General features: G+C 61.5%; 25 protein-coding genes. 9 read left to right on the plus strand and 16 right to left on the minus strand.

What is annotated here, in order from left to right; translation table 11 throughout:
- The first annotated feature begins 380 nt into the window (after positions 1–380).
- Complete coding sequence (locus tag OX460_RS04400) at positions 381–1,073, plus strand: DUF3334 family protein (protein WP_289897809.1); 693 nt, start codon at positions 381–383, stop codon at positions 1,071–1,073.
- A gap of 59 nt (positions 1,074–1,132) precedes the next feature.
- Here OX460_RS04400 and OX460_RS04405 read toward each other — a convergent pair whose 3' ends face one another.
- The 3 genes from OX460_RS04405 to OX460_RS04415 form a co-directional block, all read right to left on the minus strand.
- Positions 1,133–1,579 (minus strand): GNAT family N-acetyltransferase, encoded by a 447-nt coding sequence (locus OX460_RS04405; protein ID WP_289897810.1) that lies wholly within the window; start codon positions 1,577–1,579, stop codon positions 1,133–1,135.
- A 63-nt stretch (positions 1,580–1,642) separates the two neighbouring features.
- Entirely contained in the window at positions 1,643–2,305 is a 663-nt protein-coding gene (locus OX460_RS04410) for a hypothetical protein (RefSeq protein WP_289897811.1), read from the minus strand.
- 69 nt (positions 2,306–2,374) lie between these two features.
- Positions 2,375–2,917 carry a DUF2939 domain-containing protein gene (locus OX460_RS04415; protein WP_289897812.1) on the minus strand — a complete coding sequence of 181 codons (543 nt, stop codon included), beginning with the start codon at positions 2,915–2,917 and terminating at the stop codon, positions 2,375–2,377.
- Positions 2,918–3,140: 223 nt separating this feature from the next.
- On the opposite strand from OX460_RS04415, the gene OX460_RS04420 reads away from it, so the two are divergent.
- The 5 genes from OX460_RS04420 (at position 3,141) to OX460_RS04440 (ending at position 8,829) form a co-directional block, all read left to right on the plus strand.
- Entirely contained in the window at positions 3,141–4,739 is a 1,599-nt protein-coding gene (locus OX460_RS04420; RefSeq protein ID WP_034756044.1) for an ABC-F family ATPase, read from the plus strand.
- A 137-nt stretch (positions 4,740–4,876) separates the two neighbouring features.
- Positions 4,877–6,010: a quinolinate synthase NadA gene (gene nadA, locus OX460_RS04425; RefSeq protein WP_092708677.1), complete on the plus strand. Its 1,134-nt coding sequence runs from the start codon at positions 4,877–4,879 to the stop codon at positions 6,008–6,010.
- Entirely contained in the window at positions 6,007–6,873 is an 867-nt protein-coding gene (gene nadC / locus OX460_RS04430) for a carboxylating nicotinate-nucleotide diphosphorylase (RefSeq protein WP_289897813.1), read from the plus strand. The genes nadA and nadC overlap by 4 nt, the downstream gene beginning before the upstream one ends.
- Positions 6,873–7,631, plus strand: a complete 759-nt coding sequence (locus OX460_RS04435; protein WP_289897814.1) for a transporter substrate-binding domain-containing protein — start codon at positions 6,873–6,875, stop codon at positions 7,629–7,631. The genes nadC and OX460_RS04435 overlap by 1 nt, the downstream gene beginning before the upstream one ends.
- A 115-nt stretch (positions 7,632–7,746) precedes the next feature.
- Complete coding sequence (locus tag OX460_RS04440; RefSeq protein WP_289897815.1) at positions 7,747–8,829, plus strand: TIGR03118 family protein; 1,083 nt, start codon at positions 7,747–7,749, stop codon at positions 8,827–8,829.
- Between the two features lie 55 nt (positions 8,830–8,884).
- On the opposite strand, the gene OX460_RS04445 is transcribed toward OX460_RS04440, so the two are convergent.
- Positions 8,885–9,778 carry a neutral zinc metallopeptidase gene (locus tag OX460_RS04445; protein WP_099667876.1) on the minus strand — a complete coding sequence of 298 codons (894 nt, stop codon included), beginning with the start codon at positions 9,776–9,778 and terminating at the stop codon, positions 8,885–8,887.
- A 165-nt stretch (positions 9,779–9,943) separates the two neighbouring features.
- Here OX460_RS04445 and OX460_RS04450 point away from each other — a divergent pair, with 165 nt between their 5' ends.
- Positions 9,944–10,837: a GNAT family N-acetyltransferase gene (locus tag OX460_RS04450; RefSeq protein ID WP_289897816.1), complete on the plus strand. Its 894-nt coding sequence runs from the start codon at positions 9,944–9,946 to the stop codon at positions 10,835–10,837.
- Positions 10,838–10,841: 4 nt separating this feature from the next.
- On the opposite strand, the gene OX460_RS04455 is transcribed toward OX460_RS04450, so the two are convergent.
- Complete coding sequence (locus OX460_RS04455; protein ID WP_180278785.1) at positions 10,842–11,540, minus strand: hydrolase; 699 nt, start codon at positions 11,538–11,540, stop codon at positions 10,842–10,844.
- Positions 11,541–11,647: 107 nt separating this feature from the next.
- On the opposite strand from OX460_RS04455, the gene OX460_RS04460 reads away from it, so the two are divergent.
- Positions 11,648–12,322: a TetR/AcrR family transcriptional regulator gene (locus OX460_RS04460; RefSeq protein WP_289897817.1), complete on the plus strand. Its 675-nt coding sequence runs from the start codon at positions 11,648–11,650 to the stop codon at positions 12,320–12,322.
- Here OX460_RS04460 and OX460_RS04465 read toward each other — a convergent pair.
- The 7 genes from OX460_RS04465 to OX460_RS04495 all read right to left on the minus strand — a co-directional run bounded on the left by OX460_RS04465 (position 12,285) and on the right by OX460_RS04495 (position 17,790).
- The gene (locus OX460_RS04465; protein WP_289897818.1) at positions 12,285–12,965 is read right to left on the minus strand and encodes a DNA alkylation repair protein; all 681 of its coding nucleotides are present in this window, start codon (positions 12,963–12,965) and stop codon (positions 12,285–12,287) included. The two genes, OX460_RS04460 and OX460_RS04465, sit on opposite strands and share 38 nt — an antisense overlap.
- A 182-nt stretch (positions 12,966–13,147) precedes the next feature.
- Entirely contained in the window at positions 13,148–13,924 is a 777-nt protein-coding gene (locus tag OX460_RS04470; RefSeq protein ID WP_034756072.1) for a peptidylprolyl isomerase, read from the minus strand.
- A gap of 116 nt (positions 13,925–14,040) precedes the next feature.
- The gene (locus OX460_RS04475) at positions 14,041–14,820 is read right to left on the minus strand and encodes a peptidyl-prolyl cis-trans isomerase (RefSeq protein WP_077404793.1); all 780 of its coding nucleotides are present in this window, start codon (positions 14,818–14,820) and stop codon (positions 14,041–14,043) included.
- Between the two features lie 112 nt (positions 14,821–14,932).
- Positions 14,933–15,235: a BolA family protein gene (locus OX460_RS04480; protein WP_251348613.1), complete on the minus strand. Its 303-nt coding sequence runs from the start codon at positions 15,233–15,235 to the stop codon at positions 14,933–14,935.
- Positions 15,232–15,861 carry a septation protein A gene (locus OX460_RS04485; RefSeq protein WP_099411909.1) on the minus strand — a complete coding sequence of 210 codons (630 nt, stop codon included), beginning with the start codon at positions 15,859–15,861 and terminating at the stop codon, positions 15,232–15,234. The genes OX460_RS04480 and OX460_RS04485 overlap by 4 nt, the downstream gene beginning before the upstream one ends.
- Before the next feature lie 75 nt (positions 15,862–15,936).
- Positions 15,937–16,338 carry a peptide-methionine (R)-S-oxide reductase MsrB gene (msrB, locus tag OX460_RS04490; RefSeq protein ID WP_034756083.1) on the minus strand — a complete coding sequence of 134 codons (402 nt, stop codon included), beginning with the start codon at positions 16,336–16,338 and terminating at the stop codon, positions 15,937–15,939.
- A gap of 9 nt (positions 16,339–16,347) precedes the next feature.
- Positions 16,348–17,790 carry a protein adenylyltransferase SelO gene (locus tag OX460_RS04495; RefSeq protein WP_289898412.1) on the minus strand — a complete coding sequence of 481 codons (1,443 nt, stop codon included), beginning with the start codon at positions 17,788–17,790 and terminating at the stop codon, positions 16,348–16,350.
- A gap of 262 nt (positions 17,791–18,052) precedes the next feature.
- Between OX460_RS04495 and OX460_RS04500 the strand changes: the two genes are divergently transcribed.
- Positions 18,053–19,705, plus strand: a complete 1,653-nt coding sequence (locus OX460_RS04500; protein ID WP_289897819.1) for a 3-(methylthio)propionyl-CoA ligase — start codon at positions 18,053–18,055, stop codon at positions 19,703–19,705.
- A 6-nt stretch (positions 19,706–19,711) separates the two neighbouring features.
- Here OX460_RS04500 and OX460_RS04505 read toward each other — a convergent pair whose 3' ends face one another.
- Genes OX460_RS04505 through OX460_RS04520 form a run of 4 tightly spaced genes read right to left on the minus strand, consistent with a single transcriptional unit; the run spans position 19,712 to position 24,646 of the window.
- A complete protein-coding gene (locus tag OX460_RS04505; RefSeq protein ID WP_257219017.1) occupies positions 19,712–21,238 on the minus strand; it encodes a chemotaxis protein CheW in 1,527 nt (508 codons plus the stop codon).
- Positions 21,225–21,758 (minus strand): chemotaxis protein CheD, encoded by a 534-nt coding sequence (locus OX460_RS04510; protein WP_289897820.1) that lies wholly within the window; start codon positions 21,756–21,758, stop codon positions 21,225–21,227. The genes OX460_RS04505 and OX460_RS04510 overlap by 14 nt, the downstream gene beginning before the upstream one ends.
- Positions 21,755–22,579 (minus strand): protein-glutamate O-methyltransferase CheR, encoded by an 825-nt coding sequence (locus tag OX460_RS04515; protein WP_289897821.1) that lies wholly within the window; start codon positions 22,577–22,579, stop codon positions 21,755–21,757. The genes OX460_RS04510 and OX460_RS04515 overlap by 4 nt, the downstream gene beginning before the upstream one ends.
- A gap of 3 nt (positions 22,580–22,582) precedes the next feature.
- Complete coding sequence (locus OX460_RS04520; RefSeq protein ID WP_289897822.1) at positions 22,583–24,646, minus strand: PAS domain-containing methyl-accepting chemotaxis protein; 2,064 nt, start codon at positions 24,644–24,646, stop codon at positions 22,583–22,585.
- Positions 24,647–25,207 lie beyond the last annotated feature (561 nt).

Here is a 25,207-nt window from a genome sequence, read left to right on the forward strand (position 1 = left end):
TAGTTGCGTCCCGCGGGGCAGTATACGTGATGCTGCCTTTTCGCCATGGTTTCAACCGTGCCAGCCTGAATCTTCCTGCATGCTTATCTTCCGCATAATGTTGCATTGCAGTGTATTGGTATTTCCGCACAGATCGTCAAGTAAATGCAGGTATGGCTGGACGGAAATGTTACATCTGGGTATTCTGCGCATGATACTTATTTCTATACAGAAAAAGGTAAGAGGGCGGTTCGGAGCGGCGGCAACGCGGCGCGCGCCGCCACGCAAGGTCAGGCATGCAAAGGTGAAGTCGTCCGCCAGCTGAGCGAAACTGTCAGGTTTCGGCTCGCGGCGGGCAGGGAACAGTGCTGTCATCTTTAAAATAGTAGGAGAGGTTGCTCATGGATGCAGAAAAGGATGTTGTGTACGGTACAGAAGATTTGTTGATGAGTTTGTGCAACTCGGTAGTTCGGGTGCTCAACGTTGCAACGCAAAGCAAGGTCAATTATTCAGGCATGGTGCAGCGCATCACCAAGACGGGCCTGAAGCCGGATATCGGCTGTTTCGTGATGTTCGATGGCGGTTTCACGGGCCTGGTGGTGCTCAATTTTGCCGCCGATACGGCGATGGAAATCTACGAGCGCTATATGTTGCACATGGGCATGCCGAAGTCGGAGCTGGCCAGCTTCTACACGTCGGACGAAGTGTCGAACATCATGGGCGAGCTGATGAACCAGATCGTGGGCGACTTCACGGGCAAGGTACGGCGCGAACTGCAAACGAATATCACCCAGAGCCAGCCGAAGATGCTGGTGCTGAACAAGCAGGTGATGCTCAGCGTCGACACGCCGCTGGACCGCCCGGAAATGCGCCGCGTCACTTTCTACACGGAAAAGAACAATATTTTCTATCTGGAACTGGCGATCGACCGTACCGAGTTCATCAAGTTGCATGATTTCGATTCCCGCGAAGTCGACGCCGACTCGCTGATGGATGGCGAATTCGCGAACCGCGAACGGGACGCCGCCCCGGCGCCTGCCGTGGAACCGGAAGACGACGACAACGCCGACCTGCTCAAGTCCCTGGGCATGTAAGCAGAGGTCGCTGACCAGGGCTGGCGGCAGGTTTGTCGCCAGCCCTGGTCGCATGCCGTCTACAGGGTCTTGCTCATGAATACCCGGCTCGTCCCCTCGGGACTGCAGGCAATTTCGCCGAAGCGGCGCCAGCCGCGCCGCTCGTAAAACTCGGGCGCCTGGAAAGTGATGGTGTACAGCACCGCCGAGGCGCAGCCGCGCCGGCGTCCTTCCTCTTCGAACTGCGCCAGTATCCGGCTGCCCAGTCCCAGTCCCCGCAAGGCGGCGGGCAAATAAAACAAATCGAGAAACAGCAGGCCCAGCGAAGTCCGGCCCATGGCGCCGCCCAGCACCCGCTGACTGTCGCGGTCGCGCACGACGACGTTCAATACCTGTCTGTCGCTATAGCCGGTGATGGCGTCGTTGTAGGCATTCAAGCCCTCGAGGATGGTTTGCTCGATCTCCGCGTCGATCGTGGCGCTGACGCAGATGGTGTACGGTAATTGGATGGGCGGGTGTGCAGGCATGCTCGAAAAGGGGATAATAAATAACTGTATGAATATACAGTATTCCGCCTGTTCGCGTCTATTTTATTGCGGCAACGTCAATGTTTCCATCCTGCGAATGCCGACCATGCCGCGTTGCTGGCTGTCATCGAGCGACCAGTACTCGAGCGCGTACGCATAACTGCCGTCGATGATGGTCAGCGACTCCTTCTGGCGGCCGTTGGGCGCCTTGTAGTACAGGCGCCGCGCGGGCCTGCCATCGACCTGTTGCTTGAACGATTGCGGCGAAATGTGGGCGCGCTTGCCCGTCTTGCCGGCCATCGACATGGCCGTGATCGTCACATAGGCCCTGTCCGGGCACCGCGCCAGCAGGTGCGCGCCGCTCAGGACGGTCGCTTGCGCTTGTTCCAGCGGGAAACCGAACGGCTGCATGCCGACGATATCGCCGCAGCCCATCTGCTGCGCCAGGCTGCTCAGCACGGCCGGATCGAGCGCGCTGGTATAGTGTTTTTCAGCGGCCTGCGCCTGTCCCAGCGCCAGGCGGCGCTCCAGCTCGGCCAGCGAAATGTCGCTGGGCACGGGCAGCAGTGCCGGGGCGTCCGGATCGGCGGCTCTGGACGTTTCCGCCTGCATGCGCGCGGCAACGGAGTGGCTGCGCTCGGCGGCGGCGATTCCATCGTGGGCATGGGCGGATGGTGCGGCGCCGGCAAAGGCCATGGCCAGCGCCAGGGTCGTGTGTTTCAGCATGAAATCTCCTGCAATCGGATACAAGTGGCCTGCATTGTGTATCAGATTGCCTGCGCATGCGCGCTTCTTCTAGCGTGCGGCCATCGCCGACGCAATCTCGATCGAACTCAGCTTCCAGCCCCACACGCCATGGCGCAGCAGGACCAGCGCGCCTTCCTGCGCATTGCCATCCTTCGCGCGCACGATGAAGGTGTTCAGGCCGGCATAGCCGGCTGAATAGTCGGCCTGCTTGCGCGCGCCATCGGCGGGCGCATCCGGATTTGGCTCTGCTTGCGGGCTGACGGCGCTCTTGTTGACCAGCGCCACCACGCCGGCGGGCGAGACCATGGTATCGACCATCTTGCCCAGCATGGCGCTGGCGATCGACTGGCCCAGCGCGGCCAGCGGGTTGCCGCTGCCGGCGGTCGCCTCGATGCTGCGCGCCATGCTCGCTTCCAGCTGCGTCTTGACGCTGGCGCGCAGGGCGGGGAAGTCCACGTGTGCGGCCAGCGCGTCGGCGTTGCGCTCGGCCAGCGCGGTCTTGATCTGGTGCAAGGTGTAGTAGGGCGAAGCGTAGGCGGTGACAGCGACGGCAATGACGGCCACGGCGGCGGCGATGGTGATTTTTTTCAAGTGATGCCTGTGAGGTAAAGGGTAGAAAACAATGCCACGCAGCGTAGCTGCTAAATGGGAATACGGCAATCATATTTTCTTGCCATTATTTCTGCGCCGTATGCCTGCGCATGGGCTCCGGCTGCGACTGCCGGGCCACTATAGAGTGGAAGAGGGTGGGTGCTGTATAATGGGGGAAAAGTACTTAACTAGCTGTTTTAACTGAATAAAGACCTAATATCACATGCTTTCAACCGCAAATATTACGATGCAGTTTGGCGCCAAGCCATTGTTTGAGAATATCTCCGTCAAGTTCGGCGACGGCAACCGCTATGGTTTGATCGGCGCGAACGGCTGCGGCAAGTCGACGTTCATGAAGATCCTGGGCGGCGACTTGGACCCGTCGGGCGGCAACGTCATGCTCGATACCAACGAGCGCCTGGGCAAGCTGCGCCAGGACCAGTTTGCGTTTGAAGACATGCGCGTCCTCGACGTCGTCATGATGGGCCATACGGAAATGTGGGCCGCCATCCAGCAACGCGACGCGATCTACGCGAACCCGGAAGCGACGGACGACGACTACATGCAGGCCGCCGAACTGGAAGGCAAAGTTTCCGAATACGACGGCTACACGGCCGAATCGCGCGCGGGCGAACTGCTGCTGGGCGCCGGTGTCGCCATTGATTTGCATCAAGGCCCGATGAGCAATGTCTCGCCAGGCTGGAAGCTGCGCGTGCTGCTGGCGCAGGCACTGTTCTCGAACCCGGACATCCTGCTGCTCGACGAGCCGACGAATAACCTGGACATCAACACGATTCGCTGGCTGGAAGACGTGCTCAACGAGCGCAATTCCACCATGATCATCATTTCCCATGATCGCCACTTCCTGAACCAGGTGTGCACCCACGTGGCCGACATGGACTACGGCACCCTGAAGATTTATCCAGGCAACTACGACGAATACATGTTCGCCTCGACCCAGGCGCGCAACCAGCAGCTGGCCAACAACGCGAAAGCGAAAGACAAGGTTGCCGAGCTGCAGGAATTCGTGCGCCGCTTCGCCGCGAACAAGTCGAAGGCCCGCCAGGCAACATCGCGCGCCAAGCAGATCGAAAAGATCAAGGTCGACGACATCAAGCCATCGTCGCGCGCCTATCCGTTCGTGCGTTTCGACGGCGAAAAGAAATTGCACCGCCTGGCCGTGGAAGTCGAGAATATCTCGAAAGGCTTCGATCGCCAGCTGTTCAAGAATTTCAGCATCATGGTCGAGGCGGGTGAACGCATCGCCATCATCGGCGCCAACGGTGCCGGCAAGACCACCATGCTGCGCTGCATCGCGGGCGACATCGCCGGCTTGCAGCCGGACCAGGGCCGCGTGAAGTGGGCGGAAAACGCCAACGTGGGCTACATGCCGCAAGATCCGACGGAAGATTTCGCCAAGGACACGAACCTGACCGACTGGATCGGCCAGTGGACGAAAGAGGGCGACGACGACCAGGCCGTGCGCTCCATCCTGGGCCGTTTGCTGTTCGGCGGCGACGACGTCAAGAAGGCCGTCAAGGTACTGTCCGGCGGCGAAAAAGGCCGCATGATGTACGGCAAGCTGATGCTGGGCCGCCACAACGTGCTGATGCTCGATGAGCCGACCAACCACATGGACATGGAATCGATCGAATCGCTGAACATCGCGCTGGAAAAATACGCGGGCACCCTGATCTTCGTGTCGCATGACCGCGAATTCGTCTCTTCGCTGGCCAACCGCATCATCGAGATCAAGGAAGATGAAGTGGTCGATTACCGCGGCAACTACGAAGATTACCTCAAGAGCCAGGGTATTGACTAAACTCTGAGGCAAGATGCCGGATGGCGCGCCAGTCGCCCATCCGGCAGCAGCACACCGACGCGCCGCGGTCCTTTCGTTCCGGCGCACCTGCTTTATTGCAATCGTGCCGGTCTATCCCGTTTTTGTTTGACACAGCCATGCAAACTTTAGCCATCAAATCCGTCGAGTACGAACATCCACAAGACGGAGCCAGCTGCACTGCCCACGCCTGGGCACGCACGCCAGCGACGCCTTCCCCGGCCGAAAAAGCCGAACTGATCACGCGCATCAAGCGCTTGCTGATCGAGCGCGAAGCCGTGCTCGTTGCCCACTACTACGTTGATGCTGACCTGCAAGATCTGGCGGAAGCCACGGGCGGCTGCGTCTCCGATTCCCTGGAAATGGCCCGCTTCGGGCGCGACCATCCGGCCAAGACCCTCGTCGTGGCCGGCGTGCGTTTCATGGGCGAAACGGCGAAAATCCTCAGTCCCGAAAAAACGGTATTGATGCCCGACCTCGACGCGACCTGCTCGCTCGACCTTGGCTGCCCGGTGGATGAATTCACGGCCTTTTGCGACGCCCATCCAGACCGCACCGTCGTCGTCTACGCCAATACCAGCGCCGCAGTCAAGGCGCGCGCGGACTGGATGGTGACGTCGTCCATCGGCCTCGACATCGTTGCCCATTTGCATGCGCAGGGCAAGAAAATCCTGTGGGCGCCCGACAAGCACCTGGGTTCGTATATCCAGAAGGAAACGGGCGCCGACATGCTGCTGTGGCAGGGCAGTTGCCTCGTGCATGACGAATTCAAGGGCATCGAACTCGATTTGCTCAAGGAAGAGTATCCGCAAGCCAAGGTGCTCGTGCATCCGGAGTCGCCCGCGAATGTGGTGGCCCTGGCCGACATGGTCGGTTCCACGTCGCAAATGATTGCGGCAGCGCAAACCATGGATACGGACACTTTCATTGTCGCCACCGACAACGGCATCCTGCACAAGATGCGCGCGGCCGCGCCGGGCAAGCGTTTCATCGAAGCGCCCACGGCCGGCAACAGCGCCACCTGCAAGAGCTGTGCGCACTGCCCGTGGATGGCCATGAACGGCTTGCTGAACCTGGCGCAAACGCTGGAAAACATGCATAACGAAATCCACGTCGATCCCGCCGTCGGCCAGCTGGCCGTGCGTTCGATCAACCGCATGCTCGACTTCGCCGCCGCCAAGAAGGCGGGCCTCAAGCCGGGCGCGGACCTGGCAAAAGAAACTAAATTGTTCCAAGGAATCGGTCCAGCATGAGTACCCTCGTTAATTCTTTCGCCCCCTTCGATCCCGCCCTGGCGCGCGCATTCGAAGGCAATTTGCTGGCCGCCTTGCTGGAAGACGTGGGCCAGTGCGACCTGACGGGCGAACTGGTGCCACCAGACCACATCGTCACGGCCCGTGTCATCGTGCGCGAAGCAGCCGTGCTGTGCGGCGCACCCTGGTTCGAAGGCATCATGAAAAGCCTGGACCGCAGCATCGACATCGTTTGGCATTACGCCGAAGGCGACATGATGACGGCCGACAGCGTCGTGTGCACGATCGAAGCACCGGCCCGCGCCTTGCTCACGGCCGAGCGCAGCGCCCTCAATTTCCTGCAATTGCTGTCGGCGGTCGCCACGGCCACGCGCCAGTATGTGGACGTGGTCGCCGGCACCAAGGCGTCCATCCTGGACACGCGCAAGACCTTGCCGGGCCTGCGCCTGGCGCAAAAGTATGCGGTGCGCGTGGGCGGCGGCAAGAACCAGCGCCTGGCCCTGTATGACGGCATCCTGATCAAGGAAAACCATATCGCGGCCGCGGGCGGCGTCAGCCAGGCCCTGGAAAACGCGCGCAACCTCGACGCGGGCGTGCCCGTGCAAATCGAGGTGGAAACCCTGGCGCAATTGCAGGAAGCGCTGGACGCGGGCGCCGTCTCCGTCTTGCTCGATAACTTCAGCAACGACATGATGCGCGACGCCGTGGCCTTGACGCATGGCCGCGCCTTGCTGGAAGCGTCCGGCGGCATCAATTTCGATACCGTGCGCGCGATTGCCGAAACGGGCGTGGACCGCATCTCGATCGGCAGCCTGACCAAGGACGTGCGGGCCACCGATTACTCCTTGCGCATCGTCGGCTGATGAGCGGAGCAGGGCGGCGCCTGCTGGCCTTGGCGCTGCTGTGGCCGGCATTTGCCGCGCCGCTGCAGGCGCGCGAGCTGCTGGCCGTGGGCGCGCAGTTCGAGCGCGTCTTCGAGTACCAGGATAGCGGCGAGTATGGCGGCCTGGGCGCGGAACTGCTGCGCCTGATGGCGGCACGCACGGGCAATACCGTGCGTTTCCGCATGGTGCCGTGGGCGCGCGCGCAAGCCATGCTGGTGCAGGGCCAGGCCGATATCCTGATCGGGCCCTACAAGACGCCCGAGCGTATCGCCGGCATGGCGTTTTCCGACAAGCCGTTTTACCAGGACCAGATGGTCTTTTATACGCGCCAGGATGCCAGCTTCGGCTGGGATGGCGATTACGCGGTGCTGAAGAGCCGCCGGGTGGTGCTGCTCAATGGCTGGGCCTATGGCGCGGACTGGGAGCGCGTGCGCCCCGGCCTGCAGGTCAGCGTGGCGAATAACGTGGAAAACGGCTTGAAGATGCTGGTGCATAACCACGTCGACGTATTCGTCAGCAACCGCCGCAATACCGACCCCGTGATCGCCCGCCTCGGCTATGGGCGCCAGGTGAAACCCTTGCCCAAAGTCATAGAAGTGCAGAATGGCTATTTTGCCTTTCCCCGCTCGCCCGCCTTCGACAAGCTGCGCCTGCAGTTCGACCAGGAATTGAATAGCCTGATCGAGACAGGCGAACTGAAAAAGCTGGGCAAGCGCTACGACGTTGGCATACCCTGACGGGGCGCAAGCCCTATCTGCGCTGCGCTTGACGCGGCTCAAGCGTCCGGCACGGTCCGCTTATACCCTGATGGCAGGCAGCGCAACTCTGCCCATCACGCAGAAGGGGAACGCCATGAAAACGCATACCACCAGGCAGATTGTTTGCGCCTGTCTCGCCGCCGCGCTGGCTACCGTGCTGTTTGCCTGCGGCGGCGGCCACCACCATCACAAGCCGCCAGCCCTGAACGCATATGCGGCGACCAGCCTCGTATCCGATACGGCCGCGCTGCCGGCCGCGCACACGGACCCCAACCTCGTCAACGCGTGGGGCGTGGCGTTCAATCCGCGCGGCTTCGTCTGGGTGGCGGCGAATGGCACGGCGAAGTCGACCTTGTACGATGGCAACGGCGTGCCGCAATCGCTGGTGGTCAGCACGCCGGCAGGCCCGACGGGTATCGTCTTTAACGGCACGCAGGATTTCAAGCTGAGCCAGAATGGCGTGACGGCGCCCAGCCCCTTCATCTTCGCCAGCGAAAGCGGCAGCATCTCGGCCTGGTCGCCCACGGTCAGCCCCGTCACGGCCCTGGTCGTGTATGACGGCAGCGCCGGCGGCAGCGTCTACAAGGGCCTGGCGATTGCCGCCTATGCGGGCGCCAACTACCTGTATGCGGCCGATTTCCATAACGGGCGCGTCGACGTCTTCGATGCCAATTTTGCCAGGGCCAGCTGGCCTGGCGCGTTCAGCGATCCCGGCTTGCCGGCTGGCTATGCACCGTTCGGCATCCAGGCCATTGGCGAGCGCATCTATGTCGCCTATGCCATGCGCGAAGCCAGCGGCGACGATGAGCAGGCGGGCGCGGGCCTGGGCATCGTCAACGTGTACGACACCGGCGGTACGCTGCTCAAGCGGCTGGTGAGCGGCGGGGCCTTGAATGCGCCATGGGGTATGGCGCTGGCGCCGGCCGACTTCGGCTCTGCCGGCAATATGCTGTTGATCGGGAATTTTGGCGATGGCAGGATCAACGCCTATGACAGCGCCACGGGCAAGGCTGGCGGGCCGCTGCTCAAGCCCGACGGCACGCCGCTGGTGATCGATGGCTTGTGGGGCATCGCCTTCGGCAATGGCCTCAACAGCCAGCCCGTCAATACCTTGTTCTATGCGGCCGGGCCGGCTGACGAGGCGCACGGACAATATGGGCGCATCGACGTGAAGTAGCGTGGCACGGGCAGGCGCGCCGTGCCCAGTGCGCCTGCAACCGGCCGGCAAGGGCCTACAACTGGCGTGCCTCGAAGGTGTTGCACTGGGAAATCTGGCCGCTCTCGATGCCCTTGCTGAACCAGCGCACGCGCTGCTCCGAGGTGCCGTGCGTAAACGAGTCCGGCACGACATGGCCTTGCGACTGGCGCTGCAGCGCATCGTCGCCGATGGCTGTGGCCGCTTTCAGGGCCGCTTCCACGTCGCCCTGTTCCAGGATCTTGCGGTCGGCGTTCGCGTGATACGCCCACACGCCGGCAAAGCAGTCGGCCTGCAATTCCAGGCGCACGGACATGGCGTTGGCCTGACGCTCCGACTGCGTGCGGCGGGCATTGTCGACCTTCTCGGACAAGCCCATCAGGTTTTGCACGTGGTGGCCCACTTCATGCGCGATCACGTAGGCCTCGGCAAATTCGCCCGAGACCTTGAAGCGTTGCTGCATCAGGTTGAAGAAATCGAGGTCCAGGTAGACTTTCTGGTCGCCGGGGCAATAGAAAGGGCCGCTGGCGCTCTGGCCCGTGCCGCAAGCCGTCGGCGTGCTGCCGGAAAACAGCACCAGCTTGGGTTTCACATAGCTGCCGCCTTCCGCCTTGAACAGGGCGCCCCACGTGTCTTCCGTATCGGCCAGCACGGTTTTCACGAAGCGGGCCATCTCGTCCGATTCGGGCGGCTGGCGCGCGGGCGACTGGCTTTGCTGGGTGCTGATCTGGCCGCCACCGCCGCTGAGCAGGTTGAGCAAGGTCAAGGGATTGACGCCCAGCACATACGAGCCGACGAGGGCGATGACGATGGTGCCGATGCCGATCGAGCGCCCGCCAAAACCGAAGCCGCCCCCGCCGCCGCCCCCACCGCCGTCTTCGCCACGGCGATCTTCCACATTGTCGCTTTCGCGATTGCCTTCCCATTTCATGATATCTACTCCTGCTGCGATTTGCGATTGATTGGTGACGTCGCAAGATGCGTCTGGCGACGAATCTTATGACGAGTCTTATAATTATCGCAGCAAACCGCGCCGCGACAGGAGCGACAGTGTTACGCTTTGCAACTTTCCACCCACATCACAACAGGTACACGCATGGCGCTTGCCAACGATACACGCATTTCTCCCGTCGCGGTGGTCCAGGCCCAACTGGACGCCTACAACGCGCACGACGTGCCGGCCTTGCTGGCCATCTATGCCGATGACGCACAGCAATTCCAGCATCCCGATACCTTGCTGGCCACGGGCAGCGGGCAAATCGGCCCCCGTTTCACGGCCCGCTTCGCCGCCAGCAAACCGCATGCGCAGTTGCTCAACCGCATCGCCTGCGGCAAGCTGGTGATCGACCATGAAATCGTCCATGGCGACACGGACGATGGCGTGTCGGCGCAGGAACTGGTGGCGACGTATGAAGTGGAGCAGGAACGCATCAGCCGCGCCTGGTTCAGCTTTGGCGCTTTGAGCAGCTTGCGCGTGGCGCTGCCGGCCGATGTGCCTGCCATGAACGCGCTGATCGCCCGTTCCGGCGTGGCGCTGAGCGCGGGGTTTTATACGCCGGAACAGGCCGAGTCCGTGACGCGTCACGTGTTCGGCGTCGATACGCAGCTCGTTGCCGACCAGACGTATTTCGTCATCGAACGGGAGGGCGCCATGCTGGCCTGCGGCGGCTGGAGCCGGCGTGCCACCCTGTATGGCGCCGACCGCGCCAAGAGCGGCCCGGACCCGCTGCTCGATCCGGCCAGCCAGCCGGGCCGCATCCGCGCCTTCTTTGTGGAGCCAGGCGCTGCCCGTCAGGGCCTGGGCAGCATGCTGATGCGCCATTGCGAACGCCAGGCGCTGGCCGCCGGTTTTACTGCCCTGGAACTGGCCGCCACCTTGCCTGGCGTGCCGCTGTACCTGGCCAGCGGCTTTGCCGTGACGGAAGAGTTTTACCTGGACTTGCCCGATGGCATCAAACTGCCGCTGGCGCGCATGCACAAGCGGCTGTAATGTTTTACCAGGGCAACGGGGCTTGCTCTCCATTCGCGTGCTCGCCGTAATACAAGGATGGCAGGAAGCGCGACAGGTAGGTAAATTCGCTGTAGCAATGGCGCAGCAAGTTCAGGCCCAGCACGTCGGGCACGTCGCGCACGGGGTTCAGGCTATTGCGGCCGAGCAAGAAGCGGCTGCGCAGCACGCAGCCCGTGGGGGTGTCGCGCGTCAGGTGCAGCATTTCGCCATCGAGCGGGTCGCCCTGCGGGTCGAGCACCACGTGGTCGCCGAAGCCGATGCGCGCGCAGATGGCGGCCGACAGGGCGCCGCTGTCCCTGGCCTGTTGCAGTTGCGCCGTATCAAATACATCCTTCGGATCATGGAACTTCAGCTTGGCTTTCACGGGCGGAATGTCGCCCAGCGATTCCACTGCCTCGATTGAGGCGCCGTAGTAACTTTCTCCCTTTTTCCACGCGCTGTTCCAACCATGATGGGCCACGTGATCGTGCGGGTGCCACCATTTGATGTGCTGCGTCGTCTCGAAAAACGTAAACCACCAGTCCAGCATGCGCCCGCTGCAGCCGTGCAGTTCCGTGCGCGCCGCCACCAGCAGGCAACCGTTTTCCAGGCGCGTGACGCCCGTTTCCAGGTGCAGGGGAAATGGGTCGAGCAAGTCGCCCGTGCTGGTAATGCTCCATGGGAATTCAATATGCTGCGTCATGTCGTTCTCCTTTGTTGGGGTGAGCCAATTATATATTAAAGAAACGTTTAGCGTTTCCTAAATATGTTTCAGTGTAAAATTGCTCATCGATCAAGCTTGGAGCTGGCATGCAGGAAGAAGAGAGCAAGGCTTTGCGCGGACGGGGCCGTCCGGCGCGGCCTCCCGAGGAAGCGCGCGAGGCGGCCGTGCAGGCGGCCACCTGGCTGCTGCTGAACGAAGGCTATGCGGCCACGACCATGGAAGCGGTGGCGCGCCATGCGGGCATGGCAAAGAAATCGCTGTATCAATACGCGGCCAACCGCGAGGAACTGGTCGCCCTGGTGGTGCGCGGCTGGACGGATGCTTTCCTGCCGGCCATGGCGCACGATGCGGCCGGGCCTGGCGAGGTGTTGCCGCTGTTAAAAGAGATCTTGCAGGCGATGGCCGGGCGCGTGCTGACGGCGGACGCCGTCGGACTGTTTCGCCTGCTGTGCACGGAGTTTCCCGCCCGCGCGGATCTACTTGCCGTGTATCAGCGCAACGGCATCGAGCGGGGCACGGCCCTGCTGGCCGACTGGCTGCAGCGCCAGGCCGCGCGCGGCCATCTGGCGCTGCAGGATGGGCGGGAGCTGGCCGGCTTGCTGCTGGCCATGGTGATTGCCGAGCCCTTGCGGCAGATGGCACTGGGCTTGCTGGCGCCCGCGCCGGCCTGGGATGCCGCGCCGCGCATCGATGCCGCGCTGCGCCTGCTGGGCGGCTCGGCCTTCAGCGCGGCTGGTGCTTCAGCGCTTCGCGGTAGCTGAGCGCCGACAGTTGCTGGCGGTGCGCGTCGGCAAATGCCGTCACGGCCTCTGGCGCGTGGCGCGCGTAATCGCGCAAGGCCCAGCCGATGGCCTTGCGGATAAAAAACTCGTCTTCGTGGGCCAGCGCCAGCGCCGCGCCGAACAGCCAGGCGGCGTCCGTGTCGGCCCGCCAGCCCAGCTGGTGCAGCATGGCGATGCGGCGCAGCCAGAAGTCGTCATGGCGCAAGGCGCCCTCCATGTGCGCATGGCCGTCGCCGCTGCGCTGCCGTTCCGCCTGCAGCACCTCGCCGACGATGCCCGCCATGCCGTCGACGCTGTCCCACCACGCGCGCTGGCGCGCCAGTGCCAGCAGGGCGGGAAGGTGTTCGATGCCCAGCTGGCGCCGGTGCAGGGCCAGCATGTCGAGCGCCACGTGCTGATATTCGCGCTCCGGCTGTTGCCACAGCAGTTGCGCATGTTCCAGCAGGGCATCGGCACCGATGCCTTGCAAGCCCGCCAGCAAGCCCCTGGCGGCCATCCGCCGCTGCGGCGCTGCCACGCCCAGGAAAACGAACTGGTCGCGCATGTAGGCTTGCATGGGGCCCGCACGGCCCGGTTCGGCAACCGCTTCCAGCGCCGCCTTCAGTTCTGCATGTAAATCCATCGCATCTCGCTTTTTTCAGACGTAAAAAAAGCGCTCCGTGGAGCGCTTTATACCCGGGCAGAATGCCCGATAAAACCGTAGCGAGCGGAAGTGAATTGTGGCCGGGAAGCGCAACCGTACGAAGGTACGGTGAGCATCGCAGGCCGCAAGTCACGACGCGCAGTAGGTTTGATCGGGTATTCTTATTGGATTTTGGCTTTCTTCATCAGTTCGTCGCGGTAGGCGGCGAGTTTCTTCTGTTGCAGCGACTCGGCCACCTGGCCCTTGACTTCTTCCAGTGCCGGCAACTTCGTCGGACGGGTTTCTTCCAGCTTGATCACGTGGAAGCCGAATTGCGATTGCACGGGCGTTTGCGTGACCTGGCCTGGTTTCAGGGCGACCATGGCGTCAGAGAATGGCTTCACGTACGAAGCTGGGCTAGCCCAGTCCAGGTCGCCGCCATTGGCTGCGGAACCGTCTTTCGATACTTTCGCCAGTTCTTCGAACTTGGCGCCGCCTTTCAGCTTGGCGATGATGTCTTTCGCTTCCGCTTCGGTGGCGACCAGGATGTGGCGTGCATGGTATTCCTTGTCGCCCGCTTGTGCCTTGAACTTGTCGTATTCGGCCTTGATTTCAGCGTCCTTGACAGGGTTTTTCTTCACGTAGTCGGCCAGCAGGGCGTTGATGATGATGCTTTGACGGGCATTGTCGATCTGCGACTTGACTTCCGGACGCGTGCCGTAGCCTTGCTTGTCGGCTTCCTGGATCAGCACTTCACGGCCGATCAGGTCTTTCTTGATGGCTTCGCGCAATTGCGGCGAATCGGCTTGTTTGCCTTGGGCGACGACTTGCTTGACGACCTGGTCGACGCGCGACGAAGGGATGGCCTTGCCGTTCACGGTGGCCACGTTTTGCGCGAACGCAGGGATCGCTACAACGGCGACCAGGGCTAAGATCAGGCGGGCTGGCTTCAAAATCATGTTCATTCCTAATAAGTATACAAAAACCGATACAAAAGATCGCGACTGCCGTGCAGTACGCATTCAGGCGCAGAATACACGACCGGCGCCGAAAAGGGCGCCGGGGAGGTCAGTTCTTACTGAACTTTCGCTTTTTTGATCATTTCTTCCTGATACGCTTGCAGTTTCTTTTGCTGCAGCGCTTCGGCGATCTGTGGCTTGACTTCTTCCAGGGTCGGCAGTTTTGCCGCGCGGGTGTCGTCCAGCTTGATCACGTGGAAACCGTTAGGCGTTTGCACCGGGGTGTCGGTCACTTGGCCTTTTTGCAGTTTCACGAAGGCGTCGGAGAAGACTTTCGGGAAGGACGATGGTGCTGCCCAGTCCAGGTCGCCGCCGTTGTCGGCCGAGCCGGCATCTTTCGATTGCTTGGCCAGGTCTTCGAATTTGGCGCCGCCTTTCAGCTTGGCGATGATGTCTTTCGCTTCCGCTTCGGTAGCCACCAGGATGTGGCGTACGTGGTATTCCTTGTCGCCGGTCTGGGCCACGAAACGGTCGTATTCCGCCTTGATTTCCGCGTCGTTGACCGGGTTCTTTTTCAGGTAGTCGCCGACCAGGGCGTTGATGACGATGGCCTGGCGCGCGTTCTCGATTTGCTGCTTGACTGCTGCATCTTTACCGAAACCTTTGTTTTCCGCTTCTTGCATCAGCACTTCACGGCCGATCAAGTCCTTCTTGATCATTTCGCGCAATTGCGGCGAATCCGGTTGCTGGCCTTGGGCGACGACTTGCTTGACGACTGCATCAACGCGCGACGATGGGATAGGCTTGCCATTAACAACGGCAACATTTTGCGCAAAAACAGGTACCGCGACAACGGCGAGTAGTGCGATCAGCAAGCGGGCTGGCTTAAAAGTCATTATTAAATCCTGTTAGGGAAAGTTTCGTAAAAAACGCATGGAAAGAAATCCAGGCATGGCGCCAGAAGCAAGGGCATACCCAAGTGATCCGGGTACGCCAAAAACGCCATCCTTATGCTACCTCGGACGGCGCCAATGCCACAATCGCCAATGCATGTATCTCATTATGCATCATATCGTGCACGGAATCATACACCAGTCGATGGCGCATGACGAGCCTGAGCCCCTCAAATTGACTAGAAATAATGCGTAGATTGTAATGGCCGCCGCCCGAGGCGGCGCCCGCATGGCCCCGGTGGCGCGCCGAGTCGTCTTCCAGCACGCATTCCAGAGGGGAAAGTGCCGTTTCCAGGCGGGTACGAATGCGCTGCATGCGCGTTTCCGGCGAAGTATTTTCGGTGGTGGTGTGCATCATGCGTCTTCCTTGATATGTTTGGCCAGGAACAGGGTTTGCGCCACGATGAAGGCAAAGAAAATACCCGTCGCGCCAAACGCCTTGAAGCTGACCCAGGCAGCCATGTCGCCCTTGTACAGCACGAAGGCGACGAACAGGTTCAGTGCGCCGATGGCGCCGAAGAAAATGATCCATGCGGCCAGCAGCTGGTTCCAGACGGCATCCGGCAATTGCACTTGCGCTTCCATGGTCTTGCGGATCAGGTTTTTCTTGAAACCCACGTGGGCGATCAAGAGGGCCAGGCCGGACAGCCAGTAGATCAGGGTCGGCTTCCATTTCAGGAAGAAATCGTCATGCAGGTAAATGCTGGCGCCGCCGAACACGACAAAGATGAACAGCGACAGCCACAGCATGCCGTCCACCTTGCGCCCGCGCAGCAGCAGATAGCTGACCTGGCAAGCCGTGGCGACGATGCCGACGAGGGTGGCAAGTATCCACGGCGCCTGGTCGGCCTTGATCAGGCCGCCGGACACGAAGCCGGACAGATATTGCTGCACGAAATCGTGCGTGGCCGCTTCATACATGCCGCCCAGTTTGAAGGCGGTGAAGAAGGCGATCAGGGGGAAGAGGTCGAATAGAAATTTCATGGCGAGACTTTACACTGGTCTTATTAAAATCATCTTAGGAATGGCTTAGGAGCAAGGCCCAAGCCATTGCCAGCATCACGGCTGCGGATCGAAGCGCAGGGAAGCCGAATTGATGCAATAGCGCAAGCCGGTCGGCGGCGGGCCGTCCGGGAACACGTGGCCCAGGTGGGCGTCGCAGACGGCGCAGACGATTTCCGTGCGCACCATGCCGTGGCTGCGGTCGACGATTTCCGTGACATTCGCCGGGTCGAGCGCCTGGAAATAGCTGGGCCAGCCGCAGCCCGAGTCGAATTTCGTGTCCGAGGCAAATAGTGGCGTGTTGCAGCAGACGCAGGTGTAGACGCCGTGTTCATGGTGGTCCCAGAACTTGCCCGTGAAGGCCCGTTCCGTGGCCGCGTGGCGCGTGACTTCGTATTGCATCGAGTCGAGCATGGCGCGCCATTCGGCGTCGGTTTTCTTGACTTTATTCGTGGTCATAAGGACTCCTTAGGATGAGCAGCTGACTTCAAGGTGGCTGGCCCAGTCGGGCGGCAGGGCCGCATAGTGCTGGTGTTCGGGCTGTTCGTCAAATGGCTTTTGCAAAACTTCCAGCAATTTCGCCACTTCCGTGTAATCGTGCTGCTGGGCTTTCTCGATGGCCACTTGCGCCAGGTAGTTGCGCAGCACGTATTTCGGGTTGACCTGGTTCATGGCTGCACTGCGCTCGGCATCGATACTCTTTTCTTGCAGCAGGCGCGCGCGGTAGGTCGTCGCCCACGCATCGAAGGCGGGGCGGTCGATGAACATGTCGCGCAGCATCGTGTCGTGTTCGGGAGCGGTCACTTGCAAGGTCGCCAGCGCGCGGAAGAAGTTGGTGAAATCCACGTGGTTGGCTTGCATCAGCGCAAACATGCTGTCGAACAGCGCCGTGTCGTCGTCCTGCGTCGTGCGCAAACCCAGCTTGGCGCGCAGCAAGGCATTCATCTTGTCCGCAAACGCGGGTTGGTAGCCGTCCAGCGCCGCCTGCGCCAGTTCCACTTCGCCGATCAGCGGCAGCAGGGCCTGGCCCAGCGCATAGCAGTTCCAGTGGCCCACTTGCGGCTGGTTGGCGTAGGAATAGCGGCCCTGCTGGTCCGTATGGTTGCAGATGTGCTCGGCGTCAAACGCTTCCATGAAGCCGAAGGGGCCGTAATCGAGCGTCAAGCCCAGGATGGACATATTGTCCGTGTTCATGACGCCATGCATGAAGCCCACGGCTTGCCAGTGAGCAATCATGTGCGCCGTGCGCACGCACACTTCGGCCAGCAAGGCTTGATATGGATTTGATGCGGCGCGCAAATGGGGATAAAAACCGTCGATGACGTAATCGGCCAGGATTTTCAGCTCGTCCGGCTTCTTGCGGTAAAACCAGTGTTCGAACGAGCCGAAGCGCACGAAAGTGGGCGCCATGCGCGTCACGACGGCGGCCGTTTCCACCGTTTCGCGCATGATGCCTTGCTGCGAACCCATGATGGATAGCGCGCGCGAGGTGGGAATGCCCAGCGCCGCCATGGCTTCCGAGCACAGGAATTCGCGGATGGACGAGCGCAGCACGGCGCGCCCGTCGCCCATGCGTGAATACGGCGTGGCGCCAGCGCCTTTCAGCTGCAGCTCCATCGGGCCGTGTTCGGTGGCGATATCGCCCAGCAAGATGGCGCGGCCGTCGCCCAGCTGGCCGGCCCAGACGCCGAACTGGTGGCCCGAATACACGGCCGACAGGGGAATCGAGCGCTCGGCAACCGTGTTGCCGCTCAGCAGCTCCACGTAATCGGGCCCGGCCAGGCGCGCGGCATCGATGCCGACCAGGCTGGCGGCCGGCGCGCTGGCGGCCACGAAATACGGGGCGGGCAGGGGCGTGGGCATCAAGCGCGTATAGAACGCGGGCGGCAAGGCCGCAAAGGCGTTATCCAGTGGTAAGGTATGAGCGGTGATGGCAATTCCAGTCAGATAAGAGGGACCGGCAAGGTGCGCCAGCCTGGAAGGCGATTTTACCGCACGGCGCCAAGCTGCGTGGCGGGCGCGGAAATGGGGGCCACTGCGGCAAAAAACGGAATCAAAAATTCCATGCTGCAATGCAATATCGAAATGCGTTGACGATTTCCGCACGACCGTACGAAACTAAGGAAAATCTTTAAATTCCAACAATAACCGAGTATCCAACCCAGGAGACACGATGTCGGCATTTCCCTTGAGTCCAGTGATGGGCCAGATGATGAATCAGCCCCTGCTGATTTCCAGCATTATCGAGTTTGCAGCGCGTCATTATGGAGGCAGCGAAATCATTTCGCGGCGGGTGGAGGGCGATATGCACCGCTACACCTACCGCGATTGCCACCAGCGCGCGCGCCGGCTGGCGAATGCCTTGCATGGCCTCGGCGTCGGCATGGGCGACCGGGTCGCCACCCTGGCCTGGAATGGCTACCGCCACCTGGAAGCCTATTATGCCGTGTCCGGCTCGGGCGCCGTGCTGCACACCATCAATCCGCGCCTGTTCCCCGACCAGATCGCCTACATCTCGAACCATGCCGAAGACCAGGTCTTGCTGTTCGATTTGACCTTCTTGCCCGTGGTGGAGAAAATCGCCGCCGACTGCACCTTTGTCCGTCACTTCGTGCTGATGTGCGACCGCGAGCGCATGCCCGCCAGCAGCACGATTCCCGACCTGCTGTGCTATGAAGATTTGATCGCCACGCATTCCGACGATTACGCCTGGCCCCTGTTCGACGAAAATGCAGCCGCCACCCTGTGCTACACGTCGGGCACGACGGGCAACCCCAAGGGCGCCCTGTATTCGCACCGCTCGACCGTGCTGCACGCGTACGCGTCGGCCATGCCCAGCGCCCTGAACGTGCGCGCTTCGGACACCGTGCTGCCCGTCGTGCCCATGTTCCACGTGAATGCGTGGGGCTTGCCGTATTCCGTGCCCCTGTCCGGCGCGCGCATGGTGTTTCCCGGCGCGGCGCTCGATGGCAAGTCGCTGTACGAACTGTTCGAGGCGGAAAAGGTGACGTTCTCGGCCGGCGTGCCCACCGTCTGGCTGGGCTTGCTCAATCACGCCTTGCAGAATAACTTGCGGTTTTCCACCTTCCGCCGCACGGTGATCGGCGGCGCCGCGTGCCCGCCCGCCATGATGGATACCCTGATCGACAAGTTCGACATCGAGGTCATCCACGCCTGGGGCATGACGGAAATGTCGCCGCTGGGCACGGCCGGCGGTTTGCAGACCAAGCACCTGGACTTGCCGAAGGAGGAGCAGCGCAAGATCCTGCAAAAGCAGGGCCATGCGATCTATGGCGTGGACATGAAGATCGTCGACGACGATGGCAAGGAATTGCCGTGGGATGGCGTGGCCTACGGGCATTTGCTGGTGAAAGGGCCGTGGATCATTTCCTCGTACTACAAGAACGAGGGCGGCGAGGTGCTGCAGGATGGCTGGTTCCCCACGGGCGACGTGGCCACCATCGACGGGGACGGCTACATGCAGATCACGGATCGCAGCAAGGACGTGATCAAGTCGGGCGGCGAGTGGATCGGCACCATCGACCTGGAAAACCTGGCCATGGCGCACCCGGCCGTGCTGCAGGCGGCCTGTATCGGCGTGTTCCACCCGAAATGGGACGAGCGCCCCGTGCTGGTGGTGGTGTTGCGTCCCGGCATGACGGTCACGCGCGATGCCTTGCTGCAATTTTTCGAAGGCAAGATCGCCAAGTGGTGGACGCCGGACGACGTGCTGTTCATCGACGCCTTGCCCATGGGCGCCACGGGCAAGATCCAGAAAAACAAGCTGCGCGAGCAATTCAAGGGGCACAAGCTGCCGGGCATGTAAAGCAGCCTAGGCCGCCTGCGGCAGCGCCGACCCCAGCTTTTCCAGCAAATGATCGCACTGGAAGACGGACAGGGTCTGGCGCTGCGCATCCGTGCCGATATCGATCATTTCATCCATTTCGCTGCGCAAGTCGTCATGTTCTCCCGTGCGGATGATTTGCGGCGCCGCAAAGCGCTGGCTGTCGGAAATCGTCATGATGTTATCGACATGGTCGACGAGAAAACCGTAGCGCTCGTCACCCCGTTCCACGATCAGGATCTTGCCCGCGCTGGCGTCCGGCAAGGCCGGCATCGCGTACAACTGGCGCAAGTCGATGATGCTGATCATTTGCTGGCGTAAATTCAGCATGCCGCGCATGCAGGCCGGCATGCCCGGCGGCGTGGTGATGGCGCCGCTGAAATCGATGATTTCGCGCACTTGTCCGATTTCCACGGCGAAGCGGGTTTCCACCGTAAACGTGATGTAGACGCGGCGCTGCGCCTTGCGCGTGGCGGCGGTGGCCGTTTCCGGGTCGCTGGGGTACAGGCGCGCGTGGCCGTCGCGCATCTCGACGATCTCCGCCTGCGACAGGATTTCCTTGTGGTCCAGGAAAATGATGTCGCCCAGGCCTTCTTTCGTGATGCAGCCGGCAAACATGGCGGCGCGCGCCTTGCTCAGCAGGGGAATCGGCAGCACTTCGTCGCCAAAGAAATGCACGATGCTGTCGACGGAGTCGACGAGGAAGCCCACGGTCGTGTCCTCCAGGCGCACGACGATGATGCGCTGGTCGCCGGTGGCTGCCTTGCCGGGCTCGCCCGCCTGCAGCAGGGCGCCGAAATCGACGACGGCCACCTGGCTGCCGCGAAAATGCATGCGTCCCAGGCACAGTTCGCTGTTCAGCAGGGAACTGTGCAGTTCCGGCACCCGGATGATTTCCTGGATGGCCAGCATTTCGAAGGCAAACGTGGCGCCCGCCGCATGGAAGCTGACGCACTGCCGGCGTTCGCTTTGCGCGTGATAGCGGGACGTGCTCAGCCTGGCGCCCGTCGCCTGCAGGGCCAGCACGTGGGGCACGTTTTCGATGCGCAGCAGGGCGTGCGGGTCGAGTACCTGCAGCAGGCGCGCGCCGCCGTCCTGCAGGATCGTGCCGGCGATGACGGCGTGGCTGTCGCCGGCCGCATAGTGCAGGGCGCTGCGGGCGCTGGCGGGCACGCGCAGGATTTCGCCCGTATCCTGGAAAACGATGCCGATCAGCACTTGCTGGAAATCGAGGATGGCGATCTTGTCCGTGGCCACGGCGCGCGGCGCGTCGGCGCGGAACAAGCGGCCCAGATTGACCACCGGAATGACGCTGCCGCGCAAGGTGAACATGCCTTCCAGGTACGCGGGCGACAGAGGCAGGGCGGTGACTTTGGCGGGGTAATTGACGACCTCGCGGATGCAACTGGCGGGCAGGGCGAATTCATCGTCGCCCAGGTGGAAGGACCCGAACAGTTCGGTGGCCGTGTCGCTGGCGCCCTGCGCTTGCAAGCCCGTTGCTTCATGCATATCCATATGCGCCTTCCTTGCGTGGAATCAATTCGGGTTGCGCCACCACATCGGTGACGGCATAGCTGTGCCGGGCGCAATCGATCAGCAACTGGCGCCCGTAGCGGCCGCCCAGCGCGCAAAAACTGACGTGCAAGCCGCATTGGTCCAGGTATTTTTGCGCCGCTTCCGCGTTTTGCCGGCCCACTTGCAAGCGCCCGTTGCGCGGGCCAAACATGCTGGCGCCGCCCGCCAGCACTACTTCGATATCGGCGTAATCGGCCTGGCGCACGCCCATCAGGCGCAGCAGCGAGGGCACGGCCTGGCTCACATAGCGTGCATTCGGAGCGCCAGGGGCGCCGGCGGTACCGGGCGCTTCCGGCAGCAGGCAGTGGGCCAGGCCGCAGCACGGGCCATTTTTCCAGATGAAGCCGATGCCGATGCAGGAACCGAGCAAGGCTTGCAGCTGCTCGCCCTGTGTGCCCACGCTGAGTTGCCCCATGCCAACATGTTGCAGTGGCAAGTTATGCTCGATGATGATGCTCATGCGGTACCCGCCTTATAAATCATGGGAAACTCGAATTGATAGCCGGTGCCGAGGCGGGCGATGGTTTCCGACTCGCCCAAGATCAGCCGTCCCTCGTCCTTCAGGCTCAGGCGCGCCTGGCGCAGCACGGTTTCCTGGTGCTCGGCGTCGAAATAAATGAGCACATTGCGCAGGAAGACCAGGTCGAAGCGCTGGGCCGGGCGCAGCGCTTCCAGCAGATTATGCTGGGCAAAGCTGACGTGCTGGCGCAATTCCTCGTTGACCTTGACGCCGTACGGCGCGGGCGTGAAATATTTGCGCAGCAAGTCCGGATGCGACAGGCGGATGCGCTCGACGGAGCGGCCGCTGTACTGGCCGGCCCGCGCCGCGCCCAGGATCTGCTGCGAAATGTCGCTGGCCAGGATCTGGTAGCGGAAGGCGGGCGCCTGCAGCTTGAATTGCTCGCACAGCATGGCGATCGAATACAGTTCTTCGCCGCTGGCGGCCGCCGCCGACCAGATGGCGAGGCAGCCGTCCGGATGCGCGCGCGCCCAGGCGGGCAGGTAGCGGTCGCGGAAGTAATCCCAGATGGACGGCGTGCGGAAGAACAGGGTGTCGTTGGTGGTCACCAGGTCGATGAAATGGGCCACCTCGTCGCGGTCGCTGGCCACGCGGTCCAGGTAGGCCTGGTAGCTGTGCAGGGACAGCGCCTGCAGCCGTGGCTGCAAGCGCCGTTCCAGCAAGACGCTCTTGCGTGCCGTCATGGCGATGCCCGTATGCTGACGCACCAGCGCGATCAGGGTCGTCAGCACCTCGGGCGTCAAGGTGGCCGCGTGGCTCATGGCCTACACCACGAAGCCGGAGACAGTCTGGTTCAGGCTGCCCGCGCGCTCGTTCAAGCCATCCGTCGAGCGGGCGATGCTGTCGCAGTTGGCGGCCGACTTTTCCGTTTCCTCGGCAATGTACTGGATGGCCGTGGACACTTCGCGCGCCGTCAGCAGCTGCTCGTTGGCCGCCTTCGAGATGTCCGAGATGGCCAGGGTGGTCTTCGCCACGCCCGAGACGATCTTGTCGAAGGCGTCGCTGGCCTGGCGGGAGATTTCGCTGCCCGTCGAGACGCGCTTGACGGATTCGTTGATCAGCTTGGAAATTTCCTTGGTCGCCTGCGAAGAGCGCTCGGCCAGCTTGCGCACCTCGTCGGCGACGACGGAAAAGCCCAGGCCGTGCTCGCCCGCGCGCGCCGCCTCGATGGCCGCATTGAAGGCCAGCATGTTGGTCTGGTTGGCGATTTCGCTGATCACCTTGACGATTTCGCCGATGTCTTCCGACGAGCGGTTGATCAAGTCCATCGCTTCGATCGACTTGGCGACGGCGCGCGCGCCCGCTTCCGCTTCCTGCTGCGTGGCTTTCGCCAGGTAATCGGCGTTCGAGGTGTTTTCCGCGATGGAATTGATGGAAAAGGTCAGGCCGTCGATGGAGGCGTTCATTTCTTCCACCGTGGCGCCCAGCGCCTGCGTGCCCACGGCCACGCCCGTGGCCCGTTCGGCGATCGCGTGCGAGGCGTCGGCAAAGCCGTTCGCCGCCGACACCACGTTGCCGATCACGCCGCGCAAGTCGATGATCATCTTGCTGATGCCGCCGGCCAGCAGGTCGATCGGCTCGTCGCCCTCGGGCACGATATTGCAGGTCAGGTCGCCTTGCGCCGCGCGCGCCACCGATTCGAGCAGGGCATTGACCTTGCGGCTGTCGTTGGCGGCCTTGGACTGGATGCTGTTTTCCAGGTTCACCTGTTCGCTGATGTCGATGGCGAACTTGACCACCTTATACGGCTTGCCGTTGAGGTCCAGGATGGGGTTGTAGGTGGCCTGTATCCACACCACCTTGCCATGGTTGCCCAGGCGCTTGTAGCGGCCCGCGTCGAATTCGCCGCGGTTGAGCTTTTGCCAGAATTTCTTGTACTCGGCGCTGCTCGCATACTCGGGTTCGCAAAACATGCGGTGGTGCTCGCCCTTGATATCGCTCAAGTCATAGTCCATGACGGCGAGGAAATTGTCGTTCGCGTCCAGCACATTGCCCTGCATGTCGAATTCGATTACGGCCTGCGCCTTGCCGATGGCGCTGACCTTGCCTTCGTACTCGGCGTTGCGCTTTTTCAGGGCCGTGACGTCGCTGGCGAACTTGACCACCTTGAAGGGCCGGCCTTCCGTATCGAAAATGGGATTGTACGAGGCGTTGAGCCAGATTTCGCGGCCGTCCTTGGTGACGCGCTTGTATTCGCCCGCGTCGAACTGGCCTTGCCCCAGCTTGTGCCAGAACTGCGCATAGTCGTCGCTGTTGGCGTAGTCGGGCAGGCAAAACATGCGGTGGTGCTTGCCCTTGATCTCGTCGAGCGTGTAGCCGACGGACTTGAGGAAATTGTCGTTGGCGTCGAGGACGGTGCCGTCGAGCCGGAATTCGATCACGGCCTGGGCCTTGCTGATGGCGTCGATCTTGCCTTCGTAATCGGCGTTGCGGCGCTTGGTGGCCGTGATGTCGGTGGCAAACTTGATGACTTTATACGGCTTGCCGTCCGCGTCGAGGATGGGGTTGTAGGACGCGTTGATCCACACTTCGCGCCCATCCTTGGCGCGGCGCTTGTATTCGCCATGGTCGAACTCGCCACGTCCCAGCTTGGCCCAGAAGTTGCTGTATTCATCCGTCTTGACATATTCGGGGTCGCAGAAGATGGCATGGTGCTTGCCTTGTACTTCCGCCAGGGTATAGCCGACGACGCGCAGGAAATTGTCGTTCGCATGCAGGATGGTGCCGTCGAGTTCGAATTCGATCACGGCCTGGACACGGTTCAGTGCAGTATTTATCGCTTGTAAGTCCAGATCCTGGGAGTGGCTGACATGGCTGGCTGCGTCCATAGTATTTCCTTCGGGGTGAGAAGAGGAATGGGAACGATAATGCCGCTGCTATTACTTTTACTGCTATCCATAAAAGGCAGCAATGTTATTGCCGCGGTCGACATCTGGTGATAATCGGTGAGAATGTGCGCGCAGAACGGCCGCCAGTGTTTTTCCTGCGGTATGCCTTATTGTAGATAAATTGTAGAGTATTGATTTGTATCAACAATTTTATTATTCCCCAGCATCTGGCGAAAAACAAGGGGCGGGAATAAATAATGTAAAAACTGTCGTAATTGGCCCATGCCGGCATATAACAAACGCATTTTCTTACATAATAAAACGGCGTTATTATTATTGTGCTTTTATTATTTAAATGAATATTCAAGTGATAGCTTCTACTGGACCTTGCTGCATGCAGCAGAATCTTTCCGCAAATGATGTTGTACCATGGCGTACCATGCTGGCGCCGGCGCGCGCACGACAAAAATAATACGAGCGTTCTTTTATGCGGTATAGTGCAGCTTCATCCCTTGCAACCACCTCATCGCCAAGCAAAAACCTATAGACCAACAAGGAAGA

The organism is Janthinobacterium sp. SUN033 (assembly GCF_030397595.1).
Lineage (GTDB): Bacteria > Pseudomonadota > Gammaproteobacteria > Burkholderiales > Burkholderiaceae_D > Janthinobacterium > Janthinobacterium kumbetense.